The 25963-nt window shown below is 70.8% G+C and carries 22 protein-coding genes; 10 read left to right on the top strand and 12 right to left on the bottom strand.

What is annotated here, in order from left to right:
- The first annotated feature begins 415 nt into the window (after nt 1-415).
- Nucleotides 416-1537, top strand: a complete 1122-nt coding sequence (locus tag Drose_RS31070; RefSeq protein WP_260724829.1) for a restriction system modified-DNA reader domain-containing protein — start codon at nt 416-418, stop codon at nt 1535-1537.
- Nucleotides 1538-1906: 369 nt separating this feature from the next.
- Here the strand turns inward: Drose_RS31070 and Drose_RS31065 are convergent, their stop codons facing one another.
- Complete coding sequence (locus Drose_RS31065; protein WP_260724828.1) at nt 1907-2584, bottom strand: macro domain-containing protein; 678 nt, start codon at nt 2582-2584, stop codon at nt 1907-1909.
- A gap of 137 nt (nt 2585-2721) precedes the next feature.
- Here Drose_RS31065 and Drose_RS31060 point away from each other — a divergent pair, with 137 nt between their 5' ends.
- Both Drose_RS31060 and Drose_RS31055 read left to right on the top strand, forming a co-directional pair.
- The gene (locus Drose_RS31060) at nt 2722-4326 is read left to right on the top strand and encodes an ADP-ribosyltransferase domain-containing protein (RefSeq protein WP_260724827.1); all 1605 of its coding nucleotides are present in this window, start codon (nt 2722-2724) and stop codon (nt 4324-4326) included.
- A gap of 119 nt (nt 4327-4445) precedes the next feature.
- The gene (locus Drose_RS31055; RefSeq protein ID WP_260724826.1) at nt 4446-5012 is read left to right on the top strand and encodes a dihydrofolate reductase family protein; all 567 of its coding nucleotides are present in this window, start codon (nt 4446-4448) and stop codon (nt 5010-5012) included.
- 4 nt (nt 5013-5016) lie between these two features.
- Here Drose_RS31055 and Drose_RS31050 read toward each other — a convergent pair whose 3' ends face one another.
- Both Drose_RS31050 and Drose_RS31045 read right to left on the bottom strand, forming a co-directional pair.
- Nucleotides 5017-8196 carry a BTAD domain-containing putative transcriptional regulator gene (locus tag Drose_RS31050; protein ID WP_260724825.1) on the bottom strand — a complete coding sequence of 1060 codons (3180 nt, stop codon included), beginning with the start codon at nt 8194-8196 and terminating at the stop codon, nt 5017-5019.
- Between the two features lie 165 nt (nt 8197-8361).
- Complete coding sequence (locus Drose_RS31045; protein WP_260724824.1) at nt 8362-8691, bottom strand: hypothetical protein; 330 nt, start codon at nt 8689-8691, stop codon at nt 8362-8364.
- 327 nt (nt 8692-9018) lie between these two features.
- On the opposite strand from Drose_RS31045, the gene Drose_RS31040 reads away from it, so the two are divergent.
- Complete coding sequence (locus Drose_RS31040; protein ID WP_260724823.1) at nt 9019-9540, top strand: fascin domain-containing protein; 522 nt, start codon at nt 9019-9021, stop codon at nt 9538-9540.
- A gap of 791 nt (nt 9541-10331) precedes the next feature.
- On the opposite strand, the gene Drose_RS31035 is transcribed toward Drose_RS31040, so the two are convergent.
- On the bottom strand, nt 10332-11066 hold the full coding sequence (locus tag Drose_RS31035) for a carbonic anhydrase (protein WP_260724822.1): 735 nt from the start codon (nt 11064-11066) through the stop codon (nt 10332-10334).
- A gap of 28 nt (nt 11067-11094) precedes the next feature.
- Here Drose_RS31035 and Drose_RS31030 point away from each other — a divergent pair, with 28 nt between their 5' ends.
- The 3 genes from Drose_RS31030 to Drose_RS31020 all read left to right on the top strand — a co-directional run bounded on the left by Drose_RS31030 (nt 11095) and on the right by Drose_RS31020 (nt 13549).
- Entirely contained in the window at nt 11095-11643 is a 549-nt protein-coding gene (locus tag Drose_RS31030; RefSeq protein WP_260724821.1) for a transposase, read from the top strand.
- A gap of 200 nt (nt 11644-11843) precedes the next feature.
- A complete protein-coding gene (locus Drose_RS31025) occupies nt 11844-13154 on the top strand; it encodes a helix-turn-helix transcriptional regulator (RefSeq protein WP_260724820.1) in 1311 nt (436 codons plus the stop codon).
- 203 nt (nt 13155-13357) lie between these two features.
- Entirely contained in the window at nt 13358-13549 is a 192-nt protein-coding gene (locus Drose_RS31020) for a hypothetical protein (RefSeq protein WP_260724819.1), read from the top strand.
- 12 nt (nt 13550-13561) lie between these two features.
- Here Drose_RS31020 and Drose_RS31015 read toward each other — a convergent pair whose 3' ends face one another.
- The gene (locus tag Drose_RS31015; RefSeq protein ID WP_260724818.1) at nt 13562-14788 is read right to left on the bottom strand and encodes a homocitrate synthase/isopropylmalate synthase family protein; all 1227 of its coding nucleotides are present in this window, start codon (nt 14786-14788) and stop codon (nt 13562-13564) included.
- Nucleotides 14789-14875: 87 nt separating this feature from the next.
- On the opposite strand from Drose_RS31015, the gene Drose_RS31010 reads away from it, so the two are divergent.
- The gene (locus Drose_RS31010) at nt 14876-16060 is read left to right on the top strand and encodes a citrate/2-methylcitrate synthase (protein ID WP_260724817.1); all 1185 of its coding nucleotides are present in this window, start codon (nt 14876-14878) and stop codon (nt 16058-16060) included.
- Between the two features lie 14 nt (nt 16061-16074).
- On the opposite strand, the gene Drose_RS31005 is transcribed toward Drose_RS31010, so the two are convergent.
- Nucleotides 16075-16947 carry a PhzF family phenazine biosynthesis protein gene (locus Drose_RS31005; RefSeq protein WP_260724816.1) on the bottom strand — a complete coding sequence of 291 codons (873 nt, stop codon included), beginning with the start codon at nt 16945-16947 and terminating at the stop codon, nt 16075-16077.
- Between the two features lie 92 nt (nt 16948-17039).
- Between Drose_RS31005 and Drose_RS31000 the strand changes: the two genes are divergently transcribed.
- Both Drose_RS31000 and Drose_RS30995 read left to right on the top strand, forming a co-directional pair.
- Nucleotides 17040-19121, top strand: coding sequence for a M3 family metallopeptidase (locus Drose_RS31000; RefSeq protein ID WP_260724815.1), 2082 nt, complete (start codon nt 17040-17042; stop codon nt 19119-19121).
- Between the two features lie 73 nt (nt 19122-19194).
- A complete protein-coding gene (locus tag Drose_RS30995; RefSeq protein ID WP_260724814.1) occupies nt 19195-19884 on the top strand; it encodes a hypothetical protein in 690 nt (229 codons plus the stop codon).
- Here the strand turns inward: Drose_RS30995 and Drose_RS30990 are convergent.
- The 6 genes from Drose_RS30990 to Drose_RS30965 form a co-directional block, all read right to left on the bottom strand.
- Entirely contained in the window at nt 19784-20329 is a 546-nt protein-coding gene (locus tag Drose_RS30990; protein ID WP_260724813.1) for a VanZ family protein, read from the bottom strand. The two genes, Drose_RS30995 and Drose_RS30990, sit on opposite strands and share 101 nt — an antisense overlap.
- Before the next feature lie 9 nt (nt 20330-20338).
- Nucleotides 20339-21241 (bottom strand): methyltransferase domain-containing protein, encoded by a 903-nt coding sequence (locus Drose_RS30985; protein ID WP_260724812.1) that lies wholly within the window; start codon nt 21239-21241, stop codon nt 20339-20341.
- A gap of 53 nt (nt 21242-21294) precedes the next feature.
- A complete protein-coding gene (locus tag Drose_RS30980) occupies nt 21295-22059 on the bottom strand; it encodes a phosphatase PAP2 family protein (protein WP_260724811.1) in 765 nt (254 codons plus the stop codon).
- 105 nt (nt 22060-22164) lie between these two features.
- Nucleotides 22165-23670 carry a ricin-type beta-trefoil lectin domain protein gene (locus Drose_RS30975; RefSeq protein ID WP_260724810.1) on the bottom strand — a complete coding sequence of 502 codons (1506 nt, stop codon included), beginning with the start codon at nt 23668-23670 and terminating at the stop codon, nt 22165-22167.
- On the bottom strand, nt 23670-24296 hold the full coding sequence (locus Drose_RS30970) for a hypothetical protein (RefSeq protein WP_260724809.1): 627 nt from the start codon (nt 24294-24296) through the stop codon (nt 23670-23672). The genes Drose_RS30975 and Drose_RS30970 overlap by 1 nt, the downstream gene beginning before the upstream one ends.
- Nucleotides 24293-25954 (bottom strand): type IV pilus modification PilV family protein, encoded by a 1662-nt coding sequence (locus Drose_RS30965; protein ID WP_260724808.1) that lies wholly within the window; start codon nt 25952-25954, stop codon nt 24293-24295. Before Drose_RS30965 ends, Drose_RS30970 begins: the two co-directional genes overlap by 4 nt.
- Between the last annotated feature and the right edge of the window lie 9 nt (nt 25955-25963).

Raw genomic sequence — 25963 nt, 5'->3', positions numbered from 1 at the left:
ATCATCCAGCGGCTTGTCGCTGGAGCCGGCTCGCCATCGTGCGGCTTCTTGCGGTGCGCGCCGAACTTGCAGTACGGCGCCCCAGCCACCGGGTTCAGGAGTATACGCCCGCGACGTAGATGTCCACGCAAGGTCGATGAGCCGGGCCTGTCGTCAGTATCGTCAGGCAACCGATTTGTCACGTATAGAACCTCCCATGACATCGTATTGGTCAATGCCGGAACCCAAGGACATATGGAGTGGCCTGTGAGCGTTGGCGTCCGGCCGCTGGCCCGGCTCGATGGCAGGTCGACTCGCTGGGGCGGCTTTGGATTCCTGCGGCCGCATTGACGTGGCTGTGGTGCGGAAGCTCTGCTCGGGCCGTTCAGGGGTGCGGCGGTACTACGATCTGTTCACCCGGAGCTAGGAGCGAGACGTGCGTGAGCTGCGAGACGGGATCAAGCAGAGTGTCGAACGGCTGGAGAGGTTTCGCCGCCATCCGCAGCGGCTCGGCGAGCAGAACACGAAGGCGAGCCTGATCGAACCGATCATCGATGCCCTTGGCTGGGATGTCTACGACCCGGATGAGGTCCACCGTGAGTATCGGCGCCGCACAACCGATAACCCGGTGGACTATGCCCTCCTGCTCCTGCGGACGCCACGGCTGTTCATCGAGGCGAAGGGGCTCGGCGAGAATCTCGACGATCCGCGGTGGGCGAACCAGACGATCAGCTACGCCGCCGTTGCTGGTGTCGAGTGGGTTGCGCTGACCGATGGCGCTGAGTGGCGCGTCTACAACGCTCATGCGCCGGTGCCCATCGAACAGAAGCTTTTCCGCGCCGTCCGCGTCGACTCCGATCCCGAGGTCGCGATGGAGTTGCTCAGCCTGTTGAGCAAGGAGAACATGCGCGAGAACCGCATTGAGGAGATGTGGAAGAGTTTCTTCGTCGACCGCCAGGTCTACGCCGAGTTGACGAAGCTGTTCGCGGCCGGCGAGCCTGCCGCAGACCTCGTGGAGCTGCTCGATCGGCGGCTCCCGAAACTCAACGGAGATGCGATCCGGTCCAGCCTGGCACGGGCCCGGGCGACATTTGATTTTCCGGTCGCCGCAAGTCCATTGTTCCCGACTTCAGTTGACCCGGCGGAGGTGAGCTCGTCTCCTGCCCCGACGCCGGTGGGGCCGACGATGACGGTTTCGTCTGCGGCGCGATCTTCCTCTGCGCCAAGGCGACGGGTCGGTCCGGAGGAGCGCAAGCTCCGTGTCTCGGACCTGATCGCGGCAGGGCGGCTACGACCAGGCGCCATCCTCTACGGTGACTATCTGGGTATCACCTATCGTGCCGAACTACTCGGGGACGGTAGCGTTCGCTACGGCGGCCAGGTGCACAAATCGCTGTCGGCGGCCGGCGCGGCCGTCAAGACCGAAGTGCGCGGGCAGGACGCGGCGGCCTCGGTCATCGCAACCGACGGTATGGATTTCTGGCGGGCCGAGGACTCAAGGAGCGGAGACGTTGTGACGATCAAGGAAATCCGGCGCAGGATCGCTCACGGCGCCTAGTTTCCTGATCCGCCCGCCGGGCCGTGCCAGAGTCGCCCACGAGCCGGCCGCCGAGCGTGGTCGGTCGGCACTGCCGGCTCACCAGCAGAGGTGGTAGCGACCTGCTGCCCGGCGCCGGGAAGGGTGCGATCCGTATGGTGCATCGCCCGCTCCCGCTTGCGGGCTTCGCCTGCTGCGCCCGCCCGCACCTCCCGAAGAGCGCGGCGCTGACCGGATGGTTGCCGCTGATGATCTTGGTCAGGGTGCAGCATCTTTGCCCGAATCGCCACGTGCGCGTGTGCGACCAGCGCGACGTCCCTTCCGGTCGCCCCGTTCCCGGCGGTCGGGGTCAGGAACGGGGCGAGCGGCCGAGTTCGGCCGGGAACCTGGTCAGCCGCGGGTGCGGGGCCGCGCCGGGGGCGTGATCCGGACCCGCTCGGTCTCGGGGCGGGCCTCGATGTCGGCGAGTTGCCCGGTCACCGTCTGGCGCAGGTCCTCGTAGTCGTGGAACGAGTAGTCGTTGAACAGGGTGTAGCCGGCCCACATCAGGTTGGCGCAGACCTGCGGGGGGACCTTGCCCGTCGCCGCGCCCATGCCGACCAGCGCCACGGACCGGATGCTGCCCGGCTCCCGCGAATTCTGCATGTGGATCGCCTGGAACGCGGCGGCGCAGGCCAGGGCCACGTTCAGCGTCTCGCGCACGTTCTCCACCGAGTGTTCCATCGTCGGCGTCGAGATCAGGAACCTCGGGTTGGCCGCGCCGGACGGCACGCACACGGCGCTGCCGATCGGCAGCGAACCGCCGAACTCGTCGCGGATCGCCCGCTGCACGCGCAACTGGATCCCCGCGCCGAGGTGGCGCTTGACGACCGCGTCGACCCCGCCGTCCATGCGGCCGTGCGAGTTGGTCGGGCTGACCCAGGCGTCGACGTGCTGGTTGACGATCGAGCCCTTGACGATCTCGACCTCGGCGGTGTCGGCGAACGCCGACGTCCACGCCTGGACGACCTTTGCGTTGACGTCGCTCAGCACGACCCTGAGCTGCGGCTGGGCGTGGTTGACGGTCATGGGCGCACTCCGATCCAGAGAAAGAGGGCCTTCGGCGGCATGAACATACCGGGGCCGTGCGAGCCGAAAAATTGTCGGAGGTCGGTGTTACTGTGCCATGCCGTCGACCCTCCACCGCCCAATTCCGGGAGTCCACGATGAGCGACAGCACCGCCCCGACGCCCGCCGATCCCGCCGATCCGCTGGCGCTCGCCGAGCTCTTCACGGGCGGCGGTGAGCCGTGGCTGCCGCTGCTGAAGCCCGTCATCGAGGCGCAGCCGGCCGCGGCCACGTTCATGGGCCCGGGCCGCAGCCCGCAGGTGGTGCCGGTCCGGGAGCTGACCTTCCAGGCGCTCAAGCCCAACCCGCCGCACAAGTGGAAGGTCGTCGTCTTCGGCCAGAATCCCTATCCGCGGCCGGAGAGCGCCACCGGCATCGCCATGTTCGACAACACCTTCCACGACTGGGCCGACAGCCAGTTCGGCCGGGTCGTCAGCATCCGCTGCATCATCAAGGCGGCGGCGATGTGGAAGTACGGCATCGCGAAGAAGACGCCGATCGCCGACATCCGCGCGCTGCTCAAGGAGCACGACACCGTGCAGCCGCCGGAATGGTTCCAGGCGATGCTCACGCAGGGCGTGCTGCTGTTGAACGCGTCGCTCACCGCCAGCGGCGACGGGGCGATGGCCACCGACCAGCACACCGCCTTCTGGCGGCCGGTCGTCGAGAAGCTCGTCGAGGAGATCCTCAAGGCGAAGCAGGACGCCGCCGAGGAGGACCGGGGTGTGGTGTTCGCGTGGTGGGGCGCGCACGCCCGCAACCTGAAGAACATCGTGCTGCGCCTCCAGAAGAAGTACCCCGCGGTGGAGGTCCGGCACATCGACCACCCCAACCCGGCGGCGCAGGGCGACGTCTTCTGCGACGGGGAGCACTTCGCCGTGGTCAACGCGGCGCTCGCCGCGCTCGGTGCCGGGGAGATCGACTGGTTGCCCAGCAAGGGCTGGAATAGTCAGGACGGGGGCACCGCCGACCGCATGGGTGCGTTCATCGCCTCCACGATGGAGTTGCACAAGCTCTATCTGGAGCGGCTCGCCAGCGTCAAGGACGAGGGCCTCGTCCTGCCCGCGATCACGGGCGTGTTCGACACCCCGCTCATGGACTTCCGTGCGGCGATCGCCCCGGCGGCCAAGATCTTGTCGGGTCTCGACTGGCACGTGGAGCAGTCGCATGAGTTCGGCCGGGCGCAGGCCGACACGGCGGGTGACGCGGTCGGCGGCCTGTCCGCCGACGAGGTCGCCGCGCTGTATCTCTACACGTGCGAGTCGGCGTTCTACCGGCAGATCAACGCCACCCTGCGCGACCCGGACCGGAGCAGGATCGTGCCCTATCTGCCTTATCTGCGGCTGCTGTTCTCGGCCGTGTCGCGGCTGCCCGCCCGCACCGAGCCGCTGTGGCGCGGGGTGTCGTTGGACCTGCGGTCGCAGTATCCGCTCGGCCAGACCGTGACGTGGTGGGGTGTGTCGTCGTGCACGTCGAAGCTCGGCGTGGCTCAGGCGTTCCTCGGCAGCCGCGGCAAGCGGACGCTCTTCGAGGTGCTCCCGGTGCGGGCCGTCGGCATTCGCCGGTTTTCCGCGTTCACCGGCGAGGAGGAGTACATCCTCCCGCCGGGCACCCAGTTGAAGGTGACCGAGGTGAAGGCCGAGCGCGGCAGCCTGTGCACCGTCCGGCTGACGGAGCTTGAGGAGCAGCGACTGGTGGCGTGAGCAGGGCGAATGCCGGGACGTAGGGCGACCTGAAGGAAACCGTAAGGCCGGCCCGGCAGCCTTGTCGGCATCAGGGCAGGCGGAAACGGGCCGCCGGCGGGATCGACGGGAGTGTGGCAATGCGCAAGATCATCGAGTCGACGTTCGTGTCCTTGGACGGGATCATCGACGACACTCGGCCGTCCACGGCCTCCCGCGCAGAGCCGCAGCACTGGGGCCAGCCGTACTGGGACGAGGACCACAACAACTACGCCATGAAGCTGATGTCCGGCGTGGACGCCATGCTGACGGGCCGGGTGACCTACGAGGCCTTCGCGGAGGCGTGGTCGGGCCGGGACGGCGAAGCTGCCGAGTTCATGAACAACATGCCGAAATACGTGGCGTCGCGGACGCTGACCGAGACCACCTGGAACGCCACGCTGATCAAGGGGGACGTGGCCGAGGAGGTCGCGAAGCTCAAGGAGCAGCCCGGCGGCAACATCCTGAAGTACGGCACCGGCGAGCTGGACCGCACCCTGGTGGAGCACGGCCTCGTCGACGAGTTCCACTTCTGGTACTTCCCGGTCGTCGTCGGCGCCGGCAAGCACCTGTTCGAGGGTGCCGGGTTCGACACCACCCACCTGAAGCTGGCGGAACTGCACCGGTTCGACTCCGGGATCGTCATCCACGTCTACGTCCCGAAGTAGACGCTCAGGCCCGGTCCCCGTCCACCAGGGACCGGGCCTCCTCGGGCGTGCGCTCACCGCCGCGCGCGAACAGGTCGGCGAAGCCGGGCTCGGCGGCGCGGGCCGCGGCCGTGATCCGGTCCACCTCCTCCCGCTCCGACACCGACATCGGCTGACCGTTCTTCTGCCGCACGGCGTCGGCGGTCCCGAGCAACTGCGCGGCCAGGCCGGGGCGCCCGTCGAGGACCAGGGCGTCGGCCAGGCCCACCAGCGCCCACGCCAGGCCGGCCGGGGCGCCCTGCTCGCCGAACACGTCGAAGGCCTCCCGGTGCCAGGTCAGCGCCGCCACCGGATCGTCGCGCCGCCCGGCCAGGAACCCCAGCTCGGCCAGCACCATCGACAGGTGGGGCGGGTGACTGTCGGCGGTCTGCTGCTGCCGGGCCGACGTCAGCAGCCACCGCAGGTGCTCCTCGGCCGCGTCCAGCCGGCCGGACCGGCGGGCGGCGAACGCCAGGCTGATCGTGGCGAACACCTCGCTCACCCGGAGCCCCTGCTCGGCGGCGAGCCGCTTCGCCCGTTCGCCGTACTCGTAGGCGTGCGCGTAGTCGCCGACCTGCACCGAGATCCACGCCAGCCAGCCCAGCCGGCCGGCCACGTCGGACCACAGCCCCAGGTCCTCGGCGATCCGCAGGCCGTCGCGGCTCAGCCGGGCCGCCTCCGCGTGGTCGCCGGTCATGTCCGCCAGACCGATCAGCCAGTCGGTCGCCTGGAGCACACCCCAGTCGTCACCCAGCTCGCCGAACAGTTCGGCGCTGCGCCGGGCGTCGTGCTCCAGAGCGCCCTGGTCACCCCGGATGTGAGCGAGCATGGCCCGGATGCCCAGCACCGCGGCCTCACCCCAGCGGTCCCCGGTGGCGCGGAACGTCTCCAGCGCCCGATCCAGCAGCTCGCCGGTGGCCGTCACGTCGCCGAAGTCGATGATCGAGGCCGCGAGGAACCACTCGGCCCGGGCGCGGCCGGCCGGATCCGCCGTCCGGTCGTACCGCTGCAGCACCTCGAACGCGCGCTCCGGCCCGGCCTGCCCCTGCCGGATCGCCAGGCCGGCCTCCCAGGCCTCGACGGAGGAACGGAGGGTGGCGGGTGCCTCGCCCGGCACGGCCAGCGCGCCGGCCAGCGCCCGGCGCGCCTCGGTGAGGCGGCCGCGGAGGAACCAGTACCAGACCAGCGTTTCGGCCAGCCGCAGCGCCGGCCCGGCCGCGCCCGCCCGGCGGAACGTCTCCAGGGCCACCCGCAGGTTCGCGGCCTCGGCGTCCAGCCGGTGCAGCCACTCCCGCTGGCCGGGCCCGCGTAGCCGCGGCCCGGCCAGCTCCGCCAGGGCCAGATAGTGGTCGGCGTGGCGGCGCCGCAACTCGTCCTCCTCGCCGGCCTCGCGCAGCCGGTCCAGGCAGTACGCGGACACCGACTCCAGCAGCCGGAACCGGGGCCCGTCGGTGCGCGTCACCAGCGAGCGGTCCACCAGCCCGGCCAGCACGTCGAGCACCTCGCCGCCGCACACCGCCTCGGCCGCGGCGAGGGTGCACCCGCCGGCGTGCACGGCCAGCCGGCGCAGCACGGCCCGCTCGTCCTCGGCCAGGAGCTGCCAGCTCCAGTCGATCACCGCGGCCAGGGTGCGCTGCCGTTCGGGCGCGTCGCGTGGTCCGTGGCGCAGCAACCCGAACCGGTCCCGCGGCACCCGCAGCCGGGTGGCCAGCTCGGACACGCCCAGCGCGGGCACCCGCGTCGCGGCCAGCTCCAGCGCCAGCGGGATGCCGTCGAGCCGCCGGCAGATCTCGGCCACGACCGCAAGACCGGTCGCGGTCTCCGGCGCCGAAGCCAACCCGGCCCGGGCCAGGAAGAGTTGTACCGCGGGCGAGCGGGCCAGCCGGCCCGGGTCGTCGGTGTCGGGGACGTCCAGCGGCGGCAGCTCCCAGCGGGCCTCACCGCGCAGCCGCAGCGGCTCCCGGCTGGTGGCCAGCACCCGCAGGCCGGACGCGACCGGCAGCAGCTCGCCGAGCAGCCCGGCCATCCGCTCGACCACGTGCTCGCAGTTGTCCAGCACCAGCAGCGTCCGGCGGTCCCCCAGCGCGGTCGCCAGGCGATCGCCCGCCGGTTCCGAACCGCCCGGCGGATCCGGGATGGACAGCGCGGCCAGGACCGGCTCGGCCGGGTCGCCCTGCCCGTCCCAGGCGGTGAGGTCGACGAGCCACGCGCCGCCCGGATACGTCTCGGCGACGGCGTGGCCGACCGCCACGGCCACGCTGGTCTTGCCGACCCCGCCAGGGCCGGTGAGCGTGACGAGCCGGCCGGACGCCAGCAGCTCCCGGATCCGCCGCACCGCCGGTTCGCGGCCGATCAGGCCGGTGACGGGTGCCGGCAGGTTGGTGATCGGCCGCTGGTTCGCCGGTGCCGGCGGGTCCTCGGCGGGGTCACCGGCCAGGAGGGCGCGGTGGAGCGCGGCGAGCTCCGGGCCGGGGTCGAGGCCGAGCTCGTCGGCGAGCTGCTGCCGCAACTGGTGGAAGCTGTCGAGGGCCTCACTCGTCCGGCCGGCGCGATGCAGGGCGCGCATGTGGGCGGCCCGCAGCCGCTCCCGGTACGGGTGCAGGGTCACCTGCTCGCCCAGCTCGCCGGCCAGCTCGCGGTGCTCACCCAGGTCCAGCCGGGCCTCCGCGTGTGCCTCGACGGCGGCCAGCCGCTGCTCCTCCCACCGGGCCGCGGCCGCGCGGGCGAACTCCTCGTCGGCGAAGTCGGCCAGGGCCGGACCGCGCCACAGGCCCAGCGCCTCGGCCAGCAGCCCGGCGCGGGTCCGGGGGTCGCCGGCCGTCTGCGCCGCATCGTTCAGGAGCGCTGTGAACCTCGCGGCGTCGACGGCCTCGGGCGCGGTCCGCAGCGCGTAGCCGGGGGCCTGGGACACCACGAGGTCCCGCCCGCCCGACTCGGCCCCTTCGAGAGCGCGGCGCAACTGGGAAACCCGCACGTGCAGCGCGGCGCCGGGGTCGGCGGGGGCCGCCTCACCCCACAGCGACTCGACCAGCCCGTCGACGGACACCGCACGGCCTTCGTGAACCAGGAGCGCGGCGAGCAGCGCCCGGACCTTCCGCCCGGGAACCGTGACCGGTTTACCCTTGTCGGTCCACACTGCCAGCGGCCCCAGCGCCCCGAATCGCACGCCCCCAGGCTACTGTCCATCTGCTGTCAGCCGCCCCGGAGCACCTGTTCACGCCGGCGGCGTGCAGCCGTGGGGGCACGCTGCGGGGGCGGATGTCGTGGTGGAAGTACGGCACGACGGCGGTGAAGACCGGTGCCACGAACGCCACGGTGGTGTCGAGGCTGATCACCTCGCTGCCGATGAACTCGAGCACATGGTGCCAGCCGAACAGGCCGGCGTGATCGCTCCGATGCCGGTCACCGGCAGCCTTCCGTACATTGCGCTCCTTTCCCGGGGTCGGTGGTTGGCGACCGTCGCGCCCAGCACGTCGAACAACACCACCGCGCTATGTACTGTGCCGGCAGCGGGCTCCTTGGAATGTGACTCAACGCCGATCGGGTGAGCTGCGCCAAACGTTCCTCCGGCTAGGTTCGGCAATTGCTCGAAGTCTTCGGGCAGCAGGTCGAGCAGGAGTTCTCGATCCCGTCGCCAATGCACTTGATCACGATCGGGCATCGGTAACTCAGTTGCGGATGGCTCTGCCGAAGGATCGCCCAGAGCGCCCCGAGTCGCAGCGGGCAAAATTCACCACTTTTCGCTGAGAATCCGGCCGTCGTCGTTCGCCACGTGACTCGCCACGGTGCTGCGAACTCGCCAGTTCAGCCGCGAAGCGACAGATCCCGCAGTCGTCGCCGGTTACGAGGTTCCCGCATAGCGCTGGAGTTCGGTTTCGTCGTATATGTCCGCCATCGTCGTTACGTTCGCCCCTCGCCAAGCGCTGGGGCTTATCTGTCTGTGACGATCCGGTTATTGTGAGTATTCCCAAGAGAAAGAGAGGGCCTCATGCCGTTGTCAGTAACAGATCTCGCGACGCTCGGGGACGCGCCGATCACGATTCAATCGACGTTCTTTCCGAATGTATATCTGCGCATGGACGGCACCGGGGTGACGACCTTCGCCGGCTCTGGCGGTGGGACGGTCAACTGCCAATTCGGCGCGGGGCCCTACGAGAGGTTCAAGCTTCACCCGCAGGCGGACGGTTCGTTCTCCTTCGAGTCGGCGACGGCCTTTCCGAATGTGTATCTGCGCATGGACGGCGCCGGGTTGCCGGCCATCACCTCGGGGCCCGGCGGTGGGACGGTCAACTGCCAATTCGGCGCGGAGCCCTACGAGAAGTTCAAGCTTCACCCGCAGGCGGACGGTTCGTTCTCCTTCGAGTCGGCGACGGCCTTTCCGAATGCGTACCTGCGCATGGTCGGCTCCGGGGTGACGGCCGCCACCGACTCCGGCGGTGGGATAGTCAACTGCCAGTTCAACGCCAACGGCGGCGGCCACGAAAAATTTATTCTCAACGTGGCCCGCTAGCCACGGCCCCGGCAAGATGATGGAATATCCTGATCGGACGGTCTCTGCTGGGACGTGCCGGGCGCGGTGATTGGCAGGTAGGACGGGCACGGCTTCCTGATCATTTGGGTGTCGAAGCCAACGATCGCGCTGGAAGGCTGTGCCTGCGCCTATCTTCTCCGGTTGGATAGCGGCCCGTTGGGTGCGGGAGCGACAGCGCGAACGCGGGAGGGCGCGCCGGTCGCTGGCGTCAAAGTGCGCGGTCTCGGGGGGTGAGATTCCGCACGTTTCGCGGGGTGAGGATCCGGGTAACGGTGGAGTTCGATGACGATCGGCACAATGGAAGGTCGGCATGGACAAAGCGGTGCTGAACAGGGAAGGAACGACGCGAGAGGAGGCCGCCGGCGTGAGGTCGGCCGAGCAGCAGGACGACCCGATGGCGTGGTTGTTCCTGGAATCTGACAAGGTGACCGGCCCGCTCGCCGACGAGCGGTTCATCCTGTAGCACCGCCCCTGCGAGGAGCGCCTGACCCCATCTTCCTGCGTCGATCTTGGAGTTGTGGTTCGGACTTGTACCGATATTCACCGGCGATCCGGGCACTTCGACCTGCTGCGAGTCGCAGGCCGAGTGGGCTTTGCCCGCGCTGACGAACAGGCTCCGGCAGGAGTCCGGCGGGTCCACGTTCGGGGCCCCGGGCCAAGATCGAATGCGTGGTCTCGACCAGCCGCACTGGACGGGGCTGGCCCTCAGTGGACCAGCCCCATCCAGTCAGCACGCCGTTCGCGCGCTGCCGACCATGGTGGAGCCCGGTTCAGCGAACCACCGTCACGACACCCGTGTCGAGGTCGTAGCGGGCGCCGACGACCGCGGTGCGCCCGGCGCGCACGGCCGCCCGGATGATCTCGCTGCGTGCCTGCGCCGCGGCCACCTGCGCGCGGATGTTCGCGTTGACCGCGTTCTCTACGGCGTTCGGGCCGGTGCCCGCGTACGGCTCGACGATCGGCCGCAGCGCATCGACGATCGCGCCGATGTGACCCGGCGGGGTGCTGCCGGTTTCGATGGCCGACAGGGTGGCGGCGACGGCGCCGCACCGCTCGTGGCCAAGCACCACGACGATCGGCGGGGCGAACTCCTCGATGGCGTACTCCATACTCCCCAGCATCAACTCGTTGACGATGTTGCCGGCGACCCGGTCGTCGAAGAGGTCGCCGATTCCCTGATCGAACAGGATCTCGGGGGAAACCCGGGAGTCGGCGCAGCCGAGCAGTACCGCGAACGGGTGCTGGCCGGCGGCCACCTCCCGCAGCCGATCCAGCGACTGATGCGGGTGCCGCGGGTGGCCGGAGGTAAACCGATGATTGCCCGTGAGCAGGCGGGCGAGCGCCTGCTGCGGCGTGTGAACCTCCGGGTCGCCGCCGCTGGTGTGGGCGGAAGCGGCGGCCGGGAACGCGAAGGCGCCGGCGGTGAGGCCGGTTGCGGTCAGCAGCGCGCGCCGACCGAGGGTGAGGTCTGACATCGAACTCCTTAAATTTGTTGGTACGCGCAATCTTCATCACCGGCGGCGCCGGGACTTGATGGGCGTCCATCAATGTAATGCAGCTCACAGTCGCGTATCCACCCAGGGCGAACGTAGAGCCGGGGCCGGGCTGGCCGGGGTATGGCACCACTCCCGGGCGTACTGGTTCTTCGGTCACGCCCGCTGGTGTGTCACGCCGGTCAGCACCGCACTGACCAGGCTGGTCGTGTCCCACCTGCTGCCCGGTGACGCCCCGGTACTCATCGCCGTGGACGACACCCTGTTCCACCGCTCGGGCCGCAAGGTCCACGCCACCGCCTGGCACCACGACGGCGCCGCCACCGGGCCGCGGCGCAACAAGGTCGCCTGGGGCAACAACTGGGTGATCGCCGCCATCGTCGTCACCCTGCCCTTCCACGACCGGCAGGCTGACCGGCCGGTCAGCCTGCCGGTGGCCTTCGCCCTGTGGACCAAGGGCGGCCCCACCAAACAGATCCTGACCTGCCGACTGATCACCACCATCGCCGCAGCCGCCGACCGGCCCGACCGGCGACAGTTCTCGGTCGGCGCCGCGCTCCGGCCGGTCGGGCTGGTCGAAACCGCATGAACCGCCGACCGGCGGGCCCGGCTCGTCCTGCTCGGCGCCGCCCTCTTCACCGGCCTCCTCGCCCTGGTCACCTGGCAGGCGCTGTGCGGGCAGCCGCTCATCCACCCGGACGCGCTCACGCTGACCGCTGCCGGTCTCCTCGCCGCGGCAGGCGCGGGCGGGACCGCCGCGATCCTTCGATGAGACCCTATCGTGGAGCCGTGCTCACCCGGATGTTCGACGAGCGATACGCCCTGGCCAGGCTGCTCCTGCACGCGTTGTGCGGCGTCGGATACCTCCTGCTGCTGCGCAACCCGGCCGAGCCGCGCAACTGGGTCGACTGGGCCGCCGATCTCACCGAGTTCGCGCTCATCCCGCTGTGCGCCCGCTTCCTGTTCGCGGGCGCACTCGCGCAGTCCGCGGTCCTCGCGGTCGCCGCGCTGTGCGGCGAAGGACAGACGGTCATCCCCACGGTCGGGTCGAGCTGGGCCGCACTGGAGCTCGCGCTGCACAGCCCCGGCCCGAAGCTGTGGATCGTCACCGCCGCGCTCTTCGGCGTGAACTATGCCGACGACTGGCGGAAACTGCCCGGCGAGGCACTCGGCGTCACGTACAACATCCTCATCCTCGTCGGCGTCCCGGTGCTGTTCGGCGCGAACATCCGCGCCACGCGGCAGCTAGCCCGGCAGGCCGAGGCCAGGGCCACGGAAGAGGCGCGGCGACGGCTGTCCGAGACCCGGGCGGCGCGGGCCGACGAGCGCACCGCCATCGCCCGGGAGCTGCACGACGTCGTCGCGCACCACGTCGCCTCGATCGTCCTGCGGGTCGGGGCGGCCCGGCACGTGCTGACCGGCGGCGGCGCCCGGCCCGACCCGCGCACCGTCGCGGTCCTCGACGACGTGCACACCACCGGTACCGCCGCGCTCGCCGACCTCCGGCAGCTCGTCACCGTGCTGCGCGCCCCCGAGGCCGTCACCGCCGCGGGATCCCCCGCCGTCGTGTCGATCGAGCCGGCGTCGTTGCCCGCCGCGCTCGAGGCCGCCGCCGACCGGGCCCGGCAGACCGGCGTGACGGTCGACGCCGACATCGATCCGGAGGTGTCCACATTGGATGCGGTACGGGGCCTGGCCGTGCTCCGGCTGACCCAGGAGGCCCTGACGAACGTCGCTCGGCACGCCGGCCCGGCCGCGCGCGCCCGGCTCGTCGTGCGGATGCGGGACCGGGCCGTGGAGTGGTCGGTGACCGACGACGGCGGGTCCGGCCCCGTGTCGCGGGCGGTCGGCGCGCACGGCGCGGCGGAGGCGGTCCAGCCGCCCGCGGCGGTGGCGCTGCCCGGTCTGACCGCCCGTGAGCGCGACGTGCTCGCCCTCGTGGGTGCGGGGCTGTCGAACCAGGAGATCGCCGACCGCCTGCACGTGGGTGTGACGACGGTGAAGACCCACATCGCCGGGCTGATGACCAAGACCGGCGCGCCGAACCGGGTGCGCCTGGCGATCCTGGCCGTCCAGAGCGGCGGCCCCGCCACGGGTTGACCCCGCCTCCACCGACGGGAGACCCACCAAGGTTAACTTCGGTGAGTGGCGCGTGAGCTGCGGATCCGGGTCGTTCGCCGGAGCCGGGACGGCGTGGCCTCCGGGGCCTGCGCTCCTACACCAATTGGTGTACACAGACTCGGCCGGAGCATTCCCGGTGGCAGGGTGTCCTGGGCTCTCGCGCGGGGCTAGCTTGGTCCGGCATGGAGCATCGCTGCGGCAGGCATGTGGTCCTGGCCAACCCGGCCTCGCGCATCCCGATCTGGATGGACTGCGCCGTGCATCGGTACACGCCGGTCCAGATCCAGCGCCGCTTCTCAGACATCGTGGCGCTGGAGTTCTCCGGCGAGGAACTGCTGCAGCTCGGCTGGATCGTCGAGCACGGGATGCTGTAGCCCCGGCCCGGGCTACCGGATCAGCAGCCCTGGATACAGCAGGGCCAGCTCGTTCGGATACACGGCGATCAGCCGCAGCTCGTCATCGGTGAGCGGGCGGCCGGTCGCCGCGTTGCAGAGCTGGACCAGCCTGAACGTCAGTTGTTCGTCCGTCACCTCGACTCCCAGGTCGTCGAATACATGCCGGAAGCCGGCCAGTCCGCCGTATTCGCCGGTGAGGACGATCCGGCCGGCGCGGGCGTGCCGGTCGTGCGGGAACGGTCCCAGCTCCTCGTCGTCGTACAGCTCGTAGTTGCGGTGGTCCTTGAGCGCGCCGTCGGCGTGGATACCGGACTCGTGGGCGAACGCGTTGGGCCCGACACCCGGCTGGTGGTTGGGCAGCGGCTGGCCGAACGCGTACGACGCCCACCAGGCGAACCGCCGCGCCCAGGTCAGGTCGAGCGGATCGCCGATCTCGGCGCCGGCTGGCACGCCGAATCCGTGCCGCAGGGCCAGGATGCACGAGACGAGGTCGGCGTTGCCGGACCGTTCGCCGATGCCGTTGACACAGGTGTTGATCCAGGCGTCCTGTCCCGCGTCGAGGTTGCCGAACGCGCCGGCGAGCGAGTTGGCCACCGCCATGCCGAGGTCGTTGTGGCAGTGCGTCTCGATGGGCATGCCGACGGTACCGGCGAGCTTCGCGAACCGTTCGCCGATGCGTCCGGGGGTGTCGCCGCCGATCGTGTCGCAGTACCGCAGGCGGTCGGCGCCCGCCTCGCGCGCCGCGATCGCGAACTCGGTGAGGAACCCGTCGTCGGTGCGTGAGCCGTCCTCGGCGTTGACGCCGACGGTCTGCGCGCCGGCGGCCTTCGCGGTGCGGACCGCCTCGACCGTCTCGCGGATGAGCGCCGGCCGGTCGAGCCGGCCGCGGAACTTGTTCCGCAGCATCTGGTCGGACGTGGAGATCGACAGGTTGTAGTGCTTGAGGCCGAGCGTGGCGGACCGCTCGACGTCGGCGGCCACGGCCCGGCACCAGCCGGACAGGCGTAGCCCGCCGAAGGCGCCGGCCTGCTCGAGCGCGGTCTGGGCGCGGATGTACGGCACCTCGTGGAACAGGAACGGGAAGCCGATCTCGGACTGGGCCACCCCGAGCCGGCCCAGGTAGAAGTTGACCATCGTCTTGCCGAACTTGGACAGCCCGGTCCGGGCGGTCTGGACTCCGTCGCGGTTGGTGACGTCGAGGAAATGGATCAGCGGCATGCGTTCAGGTTGACTGTCGTGCTCATCATGTGTCAACGTTGACGAAAGTCAACCTACATGGCCGGAGGGGTGGCGTTGAGCAGGTGGATGAGCGTCGAGGACGCGGCCCGGCGGCTGGGTGTGAAGACCGCCACCGTCTACGCCTACGTCAGCCGGGGCGTGCTCACGCGGCGCCGCGGCGACGACGGGCGCAGCCTCTTCGACGCCGAGGAGGTCGAGCGGCTCGCGCTGCGCGGCCGGCCCCGCCGCTCCGGGCGCCACCCCGAGTTGGTCATCGAGTCGGCCGTCACCCTGCTCGGCGGCGACCGGCCCTTCTTCCGGGGTCGTGACGCCACGGTACTCGCCGACACCTGGCACCTGGAACACGTCGCCGGCTGGCTGTGGACGGGCAAGGACCACGATCATGTGGACCGCTGGGCGGCGGCACCGGAGGCCGTCGCCGCGGCCCGGGCGGCGCAGGCGGGGCTGCCGGCCTCCGTGCTGCCGCTGGAGCGCCTGCAGGTGATCGTCGCCGCCCTCGCCGCCGCGGATCCCGTGCGGCTGACGCTGGACCCGGCGGCGGTCGCGCTCATCGGCCAGAGCATCGTGGCCGGGCTCGTCGACGCGTTGCCCGGCAGCGTTCCCCGACCTGTCGCCGGCGGACCGGTCGCCGGGCGGCTGTGGGCGAAGCTCGCCGCCCCGGACGCCGCCCCGGCGCTCGCCGACGCCCTGCGTTTCGCGACGGTGCTCCTCGCCGACCACGAACTGGCCGCCTCGACCCTCGCCGCGCGGGTCGCCGCGTCCGTACGCGCCGACCCGTACGCGGTGGTCGCCGCCGGCCTCGGCGTCGTCAGCGGTGCGCTGCACGGCGGGGCCTCACTCGGTACCGAGGCGATGCTCGCCGAGACGTCCGAGCCGGCACAGGCGTCCGCCGTGATGGGGCAGCGCCTCCGGCAGGGGGAGCGGGTGCCGGGGTTCGGGCACGCCGTCTACCGCTCCGGCGACGGCCGCGCGACCGCGCTGCTCGAACGAATCCGGGCCGCCGTGCCCGGGCACTCGCGGCTCGCCGTCGCCGACGCGATCCTCGAGGAGGCCGGCCGGCGCCGCCTGCCCGACGTCAACGTCGACTTCGCGCTCGGGCTGCTGGCCCACCTCGCCGGCATGCCCCGCGGTGCCGGCGAGGCGATCTTCGGCATCGCGCGGACCGTGGGCTGGCTCGCCCACGCCATCGAGGAGTACGAGCGGCCGACGAAGCTCCGCCTGCGGGCCTCGTACACCGGGCCGTTGGCCTAGCACCACGAGTTGGCCTAGACGTAGAGCCTTCCCGCCGCCACGACCACCGCGGTGCCGGAAACCTCGATCCGCTCGATCCCGCCGGCCCGGTCGAGGGTGCCGTCCACGCGGGCGTGGATGGTCGACGGGCGGCCCATCTCGACGCCCTGGCGGACCGTGATCCGGGTGCCGAGCGGCACCCGGCCGTGGCGGGCGAGGTGCAGCGCCAGCGGGCCGGCCGCGGAACCGGTGCCCGCGTCCTCCGTCACGCCGTAGGCCGGCGAGAACATCCGGGTCCGCCACACCGCCGGGTCGCCGGTCGGGGCGAAGCAGTTCGCGGCCAGGTCCGGGTGGGTCGCCAGGGCGCGCAGGTCGACCCGCAGGCCCGCCAGCGCCGCCTCGCCGTCGAGGCCGACGAACACATGGCGCGGGCCGTTGCGGTACACCTCGACCGGGAGCGTCGACACGGGCACGTCGAGCGCGTCGAGCAGCTCGTCCGCCCGGTCGTACGGCTCCCACACCGGGATCGGCTGGAGCATCCGCGCGCCCCAGACCCGCCGGCCGCCGTGCCGCCCGCGGTGCAGCCGGAACGGCACGACCCCCATCCCCGTCTCCATCCGCAGCTCCTCGCCGTGCGTGCCGGGGTGCCCGGTCTCGGCGAGGACCACCGCCGTGCCGAACGTGGGATGGCCGGCGAACGGCAGCTCGCCGATCGGCGTGAAGATCCGCACCCGGACGTCGCCGCCGGCGGCCGGGGGCAGCACGAAGGTCGTCTCCGACAGGTTCATCTCGCGGGCGATGCGTTGCATGCGCCCGGCGGAGAGCCCGGTCGCGTCGAGCACGACGGCGAGCGGGTTGCCCGCCAGCGCGGTTTCCGTGAACACGTCTGCGATCACATACCCGTACACGGCGTCACCGTATCCATCCGGCGGGTGCGTGGGACACTGCCAGAACGAGTAGGGGCCGGTGGCGCGGCGTCCCGGCCGATACAGTCGTTGAGGTGACCACGGACAACCCGTTCCCCGCAGAAAACCCGTTCGCCGTCCCCAGCGAACTTCCCTACCAGCTCCCGCCGTTCGACCGCATCGAGATCGGGCACTACCTGCCCGCATTCGAGCGGGGCATGGCCGAGCAGCGCGCCGAGGCCGACGCGATCGCCGCCGACCCCGAGCCGCCGACGTTCGAGAACACCCTCGTGGCCCTCGAGCGCTCCGGACGGATCCTCCAGCGCGTCTCGGCCGCGTTTTTCAACGTGACCAGCTCCGACACCAGCCCCGAGCTCCAGGAGATCGAAAGCACCGTCGTGCCGCTGCTGTCGGCGCACAGCGACGCGATCATGCTCGACCGCAGCCTGTACCAGCGGATCCAGACGCTCTACGACCAGCGTGAGTCGCTCGGCCTCGACGCCGAGTCGAGCTGGCTGCTGGAGCGCTACCACACCGAGTTCGTGCGCGCCGGTGCCCGGCTCTCCGACGAGGAGCACGTGCGGCTGCGCGAGCTCAACGCGGCGCTGGCCGGCCTCGCCACCGACTTCGGCAACAAGGTGCGCGACGAGATGAAGGCCAGCGCGGTGGTCGTCGACGACGTCGCGGACCTCGACGGGCTGTCCGACGACGCGATCGCCGCCGCCGAGCAGGCGGCCCGCGACCGCGGCCTGGAGCGGGGCTACGTGCTCAACCTGATCCTGCCGACCGCGCAGCCGGCTCTCGCCTCCCTGCACAACCGGGACCTGCGGAAACGCCTGCACACCGCCTCCGTGACCCGGGGCGGCCGCGGCGACGAGCACGACACCACCGACCTGGTGCGGCGGATCGTCCGGCTGCGGGCCGAGCGCGCCCGGCTGCTCGGGTTCGAGCACCACGCCGCCTACCAGATCTCCGACAACACCGCGCGGACCGTGCGGGCCGTCGAGGAGATGCTGGCCAAGCTCGCCCCGGCGGCGGTCGCCAACGCGCAGACCGAGGCTGAGGACCTCCAGGCCGCCATCGGCCCGGAGATCACGCTCGAACCGTGGGACTGGGCGTACTACACCGAGCGGGTGCGCCGGGAGCGGTATGCGATCGACGAGACCGAGCTGCGGCCGTACTTCGAGCTGGAGCGCGTCCTGTGGGACGGGGTCTTCTTCGCCGCCGGCAAGCTCTACGGGCTGCGCTTCGAGGAACGGCCCGACCTGCCCGCCTACCATCCCGACGCGCGGGTCTTCGAGGTCCTCGACGATGACGGCAGCCCCCTCGGCCTCTTCATCGGCGACTTCTTCACCCGCACCTCGAAGCGCGGCGGCGCCTGGGCCAACGCGCTCGTGCCCCAGTCGCGGCTGTTCGGCACCGCGCCGGTCGTCGTGAACAACCTCAACATCAACCGGGCTCCGGAGGGCGAGCCGACCCTGCTGACGCTCGACGAGGTCCGCACGCTGTTCCACGAGTTCGGGCACGCCCTGCACACCCTGTTCTCGCAGGTGTACTTCCCGAAGTTCGCCGGCACACGGGTGCCGCGGGACTTCGTCGAGTACCCGTCGCAGGTCAACGAGGTGTGGATGCTCTGGCCGGAGGTGCTGGAGAACTACGCGGTCCACCACGAGACCGGTGACCGGCTGCCACAGGAGATCGTCGACCGGCTCCAGGCCGCGAAGCAGTTCAACGAGGGCTTCGCGACGACCGAGTATCTCGCGGCGTCGCTGCTCGACCTCGCCTGGCACACGCTGACCGTCGACGACCTCGACGCGATGGGCGACCAGCCGATCGACGTGCGCGAGTTCGAGGCGGCCGCGCTGGAGCGGGCCGGGGTCGCGGTGCCGTTCGTGCCGCCGCGATACCGCACGCCGTACTTCGCGCACATCTTCAGCGGCGCCGCGTACAGCGCCGGCTACTACTCCTACATCTGGAGCGAGGTGCTCGACGCCGACACCGTCGACTGGCTCGTCGAGGAGGGCGGGCTGCGGCGCGAGCTCGGCGACACGTTCCGCGAGGGGCTGTTGTCGAAGGGTGGCAGCGCGGATTCGATGCAGGTCTATCGCGCGTTCCGTGGTCGCGATCCGTTGATCGAGCCACTACTCAAGCGACGTGGGCTGATCGCCGTTTCTTAGGTTTTGTTCAAACAATGAGGTGAGAGAGGGATCCCGTCTTTCGGTACGGGCGCCACGTTCGTAAGCTGTCGCGGTGCGTGGCGCCACCTCTCGGCGCAGGCGCACCGCCGGACACCGTCTGCACATCAGCAGGCTGGCGCTCCTGGCGGTGGTCAGCCTGGTCGCCTCATTGATCAGTGTCGGTGTTTCCTGGGCGATCTTTCCCGAGGGTTCAGCCCCGGTCGCGGACGACACCTCCTTCGACGCCGCGAAGTTCTACGAGACCCACAGCGGGGCCAACGCGGCCCGGGGGGTCCTGGTCGCCTCCGCGCCGGGCGCGTCGCTGGTGCCCAAGCCGGTCGCCGGGCTGAACCAGGCGCAGACGAACAACGCGTTCATCGTCATCGAGGTGGCCCGGCAGATGCAGCTACCCGAGCGGGCCATGGTGGTGGCGATCGCGACCGCGTTGCAGGAGTCCTACCTGCGCAACCTCGCCAACCCGAAGGTGCCGGCCTCGATGAGGCTGCCACACGACGGGACCGGCACCGACTACGACTCGGTGGGCATCTTCCAGCAACGGGTCAGCATCTGGGGCACACCCGAGCAGTTGATGGACCCGGCGTTCGCGTCGGCGAAGTTCTACAACCGGCTGCTCAAGGTCAACGGCTGGCAGCAGATGAGCGTCACGAACGCGGCCCAGGCCGTCCAGCGGTCCGCGTTCGCGAGCGCCTACGCGAAACACGCCACCACGGCGCAGCGCATCGTCGACGAACTGACCGGCTGAGCGACGTATGCGGCCGCGCCGGCGCTGAGCGCGACGGGCCGGGCGCGTCGCGTTCCGCGTTCCGCAGCCACCAGCGGCGGGTCAGCAGCGCCGCCAGTCCCGCACCCAGCGCGTTGACGATGACGTCGTCGACAGCCGAGACACGGCCGAGGCACAGCACGTACTGCAACGACTCCAGGATCAGCGAGCCGAGCGCGGCGAGGCCGGTGACCGTCCAGGCGCTGAGCCGCCACCGGAGCGGGCCGAGCGCGCCGAACGCCGCGAACACCGCCAGGTTGCCGCCCATCTGGACGACCGCCGCCCGCGGGTCACCGGTGAGCACGTCCGTCAGGCCCTGGACCGGGTCGAGGTTGACCCGGCGCTCCCGCGACGTCGGCACGAGGATCATGACGACCCAGGGGAGGGTCCCGGCGATGACACCGGCGAGCGCGAGCCTGCGTCGCATCCCCGAAATCTACCCGGCGGGCGCGAGGACGTTGACCTCCAGCGAGTCGGTGAGGGCCGGGATCTCGTCGCCCGGGCAGTAGTCGAACCGGAGCCGCACCTCGTCGCCGGCCAGCACCTCGACAGGCTCGCGCAGCGGCACCACGAGATAGTTCATCGTCCAGTCGATGCTGCCGGGCGGCTCGTACGTGAGCGCCAGCAGATTCTTGGTGACGATCCGCGCCGCGTTGACCGTCGCCGGGCGCTCGGCCACGAACCGCAGGTCGGCGCCGCACCGGCCGGGCAGCGGGTCCTGGTAGAAGAACTGCTGGAACACCTGCGGCGGCGCCGCCTCGACCGTGCGCGGCTGGATGCTGTCCGGCAACTGGAAGACCGGTGCCGGCACGGTATAGCCACAGTACGTGAAGTCCTGCTCGACCGGCTGGGCCGCCTGGACGCACGCCTCCGGCAGGAACCGGGGGAGCGGGCCGCCGACATGCCTCAGGTACCGGCGCTTGAAGCTGTTGATCACTTCGAGCTGCCGTTCGCGGAGCAGGCCGACGTGGAGCATCTCGCACAGCACCACGTCGACCGGCTCCTCCGGCAGGTAGTCGCGGGCGTCGGCGTGCAGGACGCGCACCGCGTCGCCGACGGCGGCCCGCAGCGCGGCCCGGGCCGTGGCGAACACCCGTGGCTCCCGCTCGACCGCCGTCACCGTCGCGCCCTGACTCGCGGCGAAGAACGACAGCACGCCGGTCCCGGCGCCCAGGTCGAGGACCCGCATACCCGGCCGGACAGCGTGAACGATCGCCCGCTGGAAGGCGTCCATCCGGCGCTCGTCGGTCAGCAGCAGCGCCTGATACTGCAGCGGGATCACGTCCGCCGGAAACCCCGTGCGCTCGACCTCGAGCGGTTCCGCGGCGAGATGGTCCATGTGTGCAGCGTATGCGCTCGGCGGGGTGGGCGCCGCGAGTTGCCGGTGTCCGGCTACCGCACCCGCATCCCGTCCCAGCCGGCATAACCGCGCGGCGACGGGATGCGCTGCCGGGCCGTGAAGAACAACCAGCACAGCGTGGTGAGAGCGGCGCCGGCGATCGCGTCGACGATGTAGTGGTTGGCGGTCAGGACCACCGCCGCGACCATCAGGACCGGCAGGGCCGCGCCGACCGCCTTCAGCAGCGGCCGCCGGGCGGCGACCACGATGGCCAGGCCGATCAGCAGGTCCCAGCCGACGTGCAGGCTCGGCATCGCCGCGTACTGGTTGGTGAACATCGTCGGCTGCAGCACCCGGTAGGCGTCGGAGGTCGCCGTCACCGTGTCGACCATGCCCAGCGCGGCGAGGCGTGGCGGGGCCACCGGGAACAGCGTGAACACGACCAGGCCGACGCCGCCGGACAGCAGCATCGCGTTGCGGGTGCGGTAGTAGATCGCGGGATGGCTGCGCGCCAGCCAGATCAGGGTCACCACGATGACCGGCCAGTGGCCCCAGATGTAGATCCAGTTGAAGAACGTCGCCACTTCCGGTGCCCCGGCGAACGTCCGCTGCAGCCACGACTCGTGGAACAGCCCGACGGAACGCTCGAAGTCCACGATGGAGTACGCGTTGTCCAGCGCGCGACCCGTCGCCGCCTCGGTGGCGCCGCGGACGAGGAAGTAGGCGGCCACGGCCGCGGTCACGATGGCGACCTGCCGGCCCAGTGCGACCGGTGCCGGCCCGGTCGCGGCCTTCGGCTCCTCCCAGGTGATGGTCATGGCGTTCAGCTTCGTCCCGGCCCGCCTCGATGCCATCCAGGCGATGCACCGACTTCACCCTGATCTCCCGGCCCCGCCCGGGTCAGGACATCCCCTAGGTGAAGGTCAGTCCTCCCCGATGTTCTTCAGGGGTGAAGGATCTTCGATGTTCGCCGGTGCGTTCCACTTCTGCAGCTTCGAGCCGTCGCACGGCGCCGTGATGAGCTTGCTGACCGTGGTGGTGCCCTTGAAGACGTCGTTCGCGGGCAGGGTCTTGTCGTCGAGGTTCGTCGGGCTGAGGCAGCGGCCGTTGTGGTCCTTGATGACGTAGCTCGTCCCGTAGCTCTGCTCCTGGTACGAGACCGCCCAGCGGGTCGCGTCGTCGGTGCCGGTCGGGCACGCCGCCACCGTCACGAACTTCGACGCGGCGTCCGGTTCCGCGGTCGTCAGGCAGTACGTCGTCCTGCCGTCGGAGGTGGTGATCCGCCCGCTGACCGTGCCGATCCCGGTGCTTTCGGACGGGACCGTCCAGCGCTGGTTCCAGCCGACGTTCACCGGGTTCGGCGCCTGCTTGCACGGCCACACGATGAGGAAGCCGAGCGTGACGTTGAAGTTCGTCACGTCGACGCAGCGGCCGAACTGCTTGAAGTTGACGAGCTGCGCCGGGGGACCGGCCGCGCCGGCACCCACCGACGCCTCCGGGGCGAACACCCGGGTGTTGTCCGCCGCGCCGCCGCAGGCCGACAGTTCGACGAACGCACCCGCGGTGTTGCCGGCCTTCGCGTGGAAGCACAGATCACTCAGGGTGCTCCCGTCCGCCTTCGTGCCCTGGAACTTGGAGCTGTCGTTGATGCTCCACCGCTGGTGGTACGGGATCGTCGGGGAGCCGCACACCCGGAACTGGACGAGCGTGCCCGGCACCGGGTCCGGGCCGGAGTCGAGGCACATACCGTGCGGGTTCGCCGCCGTCCTCGACGACACCAGTCGCAGGGTGAGACTCTTCGTGTACGCGAAGGTCTGCCGCGAACTGCCCGCGCTGCACGGCTGGGTGGTGACGATGGTGCCGACCGCCGGAGAGCCGGAGCCCGCGTCGAGGCAGTAGGAGCCGCCGAGGAATCGCACCAGCCCGCCCTCGATGTTCTCGTTGGTGAAACGGAACACGTAGGTCGCGGTCAGCGTCCGCGACGTCGCCGGCAGGAACTCGGCACCGGGGGTGCCCTGGACCGTGCCGGTCGACGTGATGACCGCGAACGACGGCACCGACAGCAGGCGCGACACCCGCGTCACGCACGGCAAGTCCGTCTTCGCCACGTCCTGGAACCGCACCGACACCCGGTACCGGCCCGGCAGCCCGCCGCCGACGACGCCCAGCAGCGGATCGTCGGCCGGGAAGCACATCAGCTTGGCGATGGAGCCGCCCGAGGCCCGGATGCCGCCGATGACGACGTCGATCCCGGACTGCGCGGCGTGCAGCGCCTTCGCCCGCTCGACCGTCCTCGCGGTGTCCCGCACCTGGGTGATGACGATCGGCACCATGAGCGTGCTCAACGACGTCCCCACCAGCGTGAGCAGCATCGCGAGCGGCAGCGAGCCGCGGTCGTCGCGGCGGAACAGCCGGATGATGCGCCGCATCACGTCCTCGCTTCCGGGCAGACGGTGGCGGGGTCGGTGCCCCGTGTGCTGTTCAGGGCGGTGAACGTGATGTCCGTGGTCGCCACGGTGCGGCCCAGCCCCGGCGTCGTCACCACCAGCTTGATCCGCAGCCGCTGGAAGCCGGTGTTCTCGGTCAGCGGCGGCAGTGTGAACGAGCTCTTCGCGACGTCGACCTCGCTCGCCAGTACCGTCCAGCGGTGCTGCGGCTTCGTCCCCTGCGGCCACACCTGCCGGCGCAGCGTCCCGCCGGCCGCGTCCAGGTGCAGTTGCGCGCACTCCGGGACGCCGGTCGCCGTCTCGGTGTTGACGTATTCGACGGAGCCGCCCCCGCCCCCGGTAGGGTGGACCGGCCCGATCCCCGCGGCGTAGCGCAGCTCGCGGTCCAGCCGCAGGAACGCCGTGTTCAGCTCCGCCTGGGTCAGCGCCACCATCTGGTTGTTGTTGCCGGCCCGGAATAGCTGCACCACCCCCGTGGTGAAGATGGCCATGACAGCGGACAGGATGCCGGTGGTGACGGCCATCTCGGCGAGCGTCACGCCGCGGTCGTCGTCCGCGCCGGCCCCGGCCCGCCGCCGCAGCCTGGCCAGGATGTTCGGGATGCTCATGTGATCGTCCAGACGAACATGAAGATGGAAGACGTCTTCGCCTTGTCGGTGACGACGAGCGTCACGATGTAGGTGCCGGCCGTGGTCGGGGTGCCGGTCATCGCCCCGGTGGTCGCGTTCAGCGAGACGCCCGGCGGCAGGCCCGTCTGCGTCCACCGGTACGTCCCGGCGCCGCCACCGGCCTGCGCCGTCACCGTCGTGATCGCGGTGCCCTTGGCGTTCGTCCGGTCCGCGGACGCCGTCGACGGCGCGGTGACCCGCAGACCGGTGCCCTTCACCGTCACGTCGACCGGGACCAGCATCGAGTTCGTCGCGCCCAGGCTGTCCCTGATGCCGATCGTCACGAGGTACCGCGTCGAACCGTTCACCGTGCCGGTCACCAGACCGGCGCCGGAGATCGTGAGCCCGTCCGGCAGGTTCGTCGCCGACCAGGTGTAGCTGCCGGAGCCGCCGCCCCCGACGACCGAACCGGAGTAGGCCTCACCCTGGTTCAGCGCGATCGGGACCGAACGGTTCGGGGAGAGCACCGCGGCCTTCACGTTCCACTTGAACGACGCCTTCGCGGACCGCTGGTACTTGTCGGTGACCGTCACGTCGACCGTCGCCACCGCCGCCGGGCCGCTGACCTTGCTCGACCCGGTGACGACACCCGTCACCGGGTCGATCGACAGGCCGTCCGGCAGGCCCTTCGCCGTCCAGGTGAACGGGGCCGTTCCGCCGACGACCGGCACCTGGTAGGACACCGCCGAGCCCGCGTCCCACGTCTGGTCCGGCGGCGCGAGCGTCGGCAGCGCGTTCACCACCCAGTTGAACGAGGCGTCGTTGGCGCTGCTCGCGTCCTGCACGTTCACCCGCACCACGTACACGCCGGGGATCTTCGGGGTGCCGCTGATGAGCCCGGCGTCGCTCATCGACAGGCCCGGCGGCAGATTGTCCGCCGTCCACGTGATCGGCGGGTACGACGTCGTCGCGGAGAGCTTCACCGGGTCGATCGCCACGCCGACGTCACTGGCCTGGTTACCCGGGTTGTCGGGCAGCGGCGGCGCCACCGTGACGCTCGGGTTGAACACCGGATCCGTCGAGGACGCGGAGACCAGGGTCTGGGTGACGTACGAGCACCGGCCGCCCGCGCACGCCCGCGTGTTCTGCCAGGTGACCGCCACGACGACCCGGTAGTAGCGCAACGGGTCGGCGATCGCCGCGACACCGCAGTCCCCGCCGCCGAGCGGCATCGTGCACGCGCCGACGAGCCAGTGCCGCTCGAACGACGTGTCGTTGACCTTCATCCGCTCGGGCACGATCGGCAGGACCGGGTTCACGCTGCTCGCGGTCGCGGCCAGGGTCGTGTCGTAGGCCGGCCGCATCGTGGCGTTGAGCGCAGCGAGGTCGAGCGACGGGATCGTGTCGTTCTTGAGCTGGTTCGCGACGTCCTTGCGGCTGCGGCCCGCGACGACGGTGGCGCCCGGCAGCGACTTGACCAGCTCGACGCCGTCATGGGCGAGCCGCACCGCCATCTGCAGGCCGCGCTCCTTGTTCAGCGTGTTCGTCGTGGACACGAAGAAGGTCGTCAGCGCCGTCATGACGACCCCGATGATCGCGATCGAGGCGAGGGTCTCGACCAGGCTGAAGCCTGTGTCGTCCTTGGGGCGCGGGGTCATGACGGCCTG

The organism is Dactylosporangium roseum (assembly GCF_025264685.1).
GTDB lineage: Bacteria > Actinomycetota > Actinomycetes > Mycobacteriales > Micromonosporaceae > Dactylosporangium > Dactylosporangium roseum.
Note: the sequence above shows the minus strand (reverse complement) of the source record. Positions and strands in the feature narration are given on the sequence as shown.

Coding starts and splice junctions, on each gene's coding strand:
- Drose_RS31065 (WP_260724828.1), bottom strand. CDS start 2,584: ATGACCGTCAACCACGCCCAGCCGCAGCTCAGGGTCGTGCTGAGCGAC.
- Drose_RS31060 (WP_260724827.1), top strand. CDS start 2,722: ATGAGCGACAGCACCGCCCCGACGCCCGCCGATCCCGCCGATCCGCTG.
- Drose_RS31055 (WP_260724826.1), top strand. CDS start 4,446: ATGCGCAAGATCATCGAGTCGACGTTCGTGTCCTTGGACGGGATCATC.
- Drose_RS31045 (WP_260724824.1), bottom strand. CDS start 8,691: ATGCCCGATCGTGATCAAGTGCATTGGCGACGGGATCGAGAACTCCTG.
- Drose_RS31040 (WP_260724823.1), top strand. CDS start 9,019: ATGCCGTTGTCAGTAACAGATCTCGCGACGCTCGGGGACGCGCCGATC.
- Drose_RS31030 (WP_260724821.1), top strand. CDS start 11,095: ATGGGCGTCCATCAATGTAATGCAGCTCACAGTCGCGTATCCACCCAG.
- Drose_RS31020 (WP_260724819.1), top strand. CDS start 13,358: ATGGAGCATCGCTGCGGCAGGCATGTGGTCCTGGCCAACCCGGCCTCG.
- Drose_RS31015 (WP_260724818.1), bottom strand. CDS start 14,788: ATGCCGCTGATCCATTTCCTCGACGTCACCAACCGCGACGGAGTCCAG.
- Drose_RS31010 (WP_260724817.1), top strand. CDS start 14,876: ATGAGCGTCGAGGACGCGGCCCGGCGGCTGGGTGTGAAGACCGCCACC.
- Drose_RS30990 (WP_260724813.1), bottom strand. CDS start 20,329: ATGCGACGCAGGCTCGCGCTCGCCGGTGTCATCGCCGGGACCCTCCCC.
- Drose_RS30985 (WP_260724812.1), bottom strand. CDS start 21,241: ATGGACCATCTCGCCGCGGAACCGCTCGAGGTCGAGCGCACGGGGTTT.
- Drose_RS30980 (WP_260724811.1), bottom strand. CDS start 22,059: ATGACCATCACCTGGGAGGAGCCGAAGGCCGCGACCGGGCCGGCACCG.
- Drose_RS30975 (WP_260724810.1), bottom strand. CDS start 23,670: ATGCGGCGCATCATCCGGCTGTTCCGCCGCGACGACCGCGGCTCGCTG.
- Drose_RS30970 (WP_260724809.1), bottom strand. CDS start 24,296: ATGAGCATCCCGAACATCCTGGCCAGGCTGCGGCGGCGGGCCGGGGCC.
- Drose_RS30965 (WP_260724808.1), bottom strand. CDS start 25,954: ATGACCCCGCGCCCCAAGGACGACACAGGCTTCAGCCTGGTCGAGACC.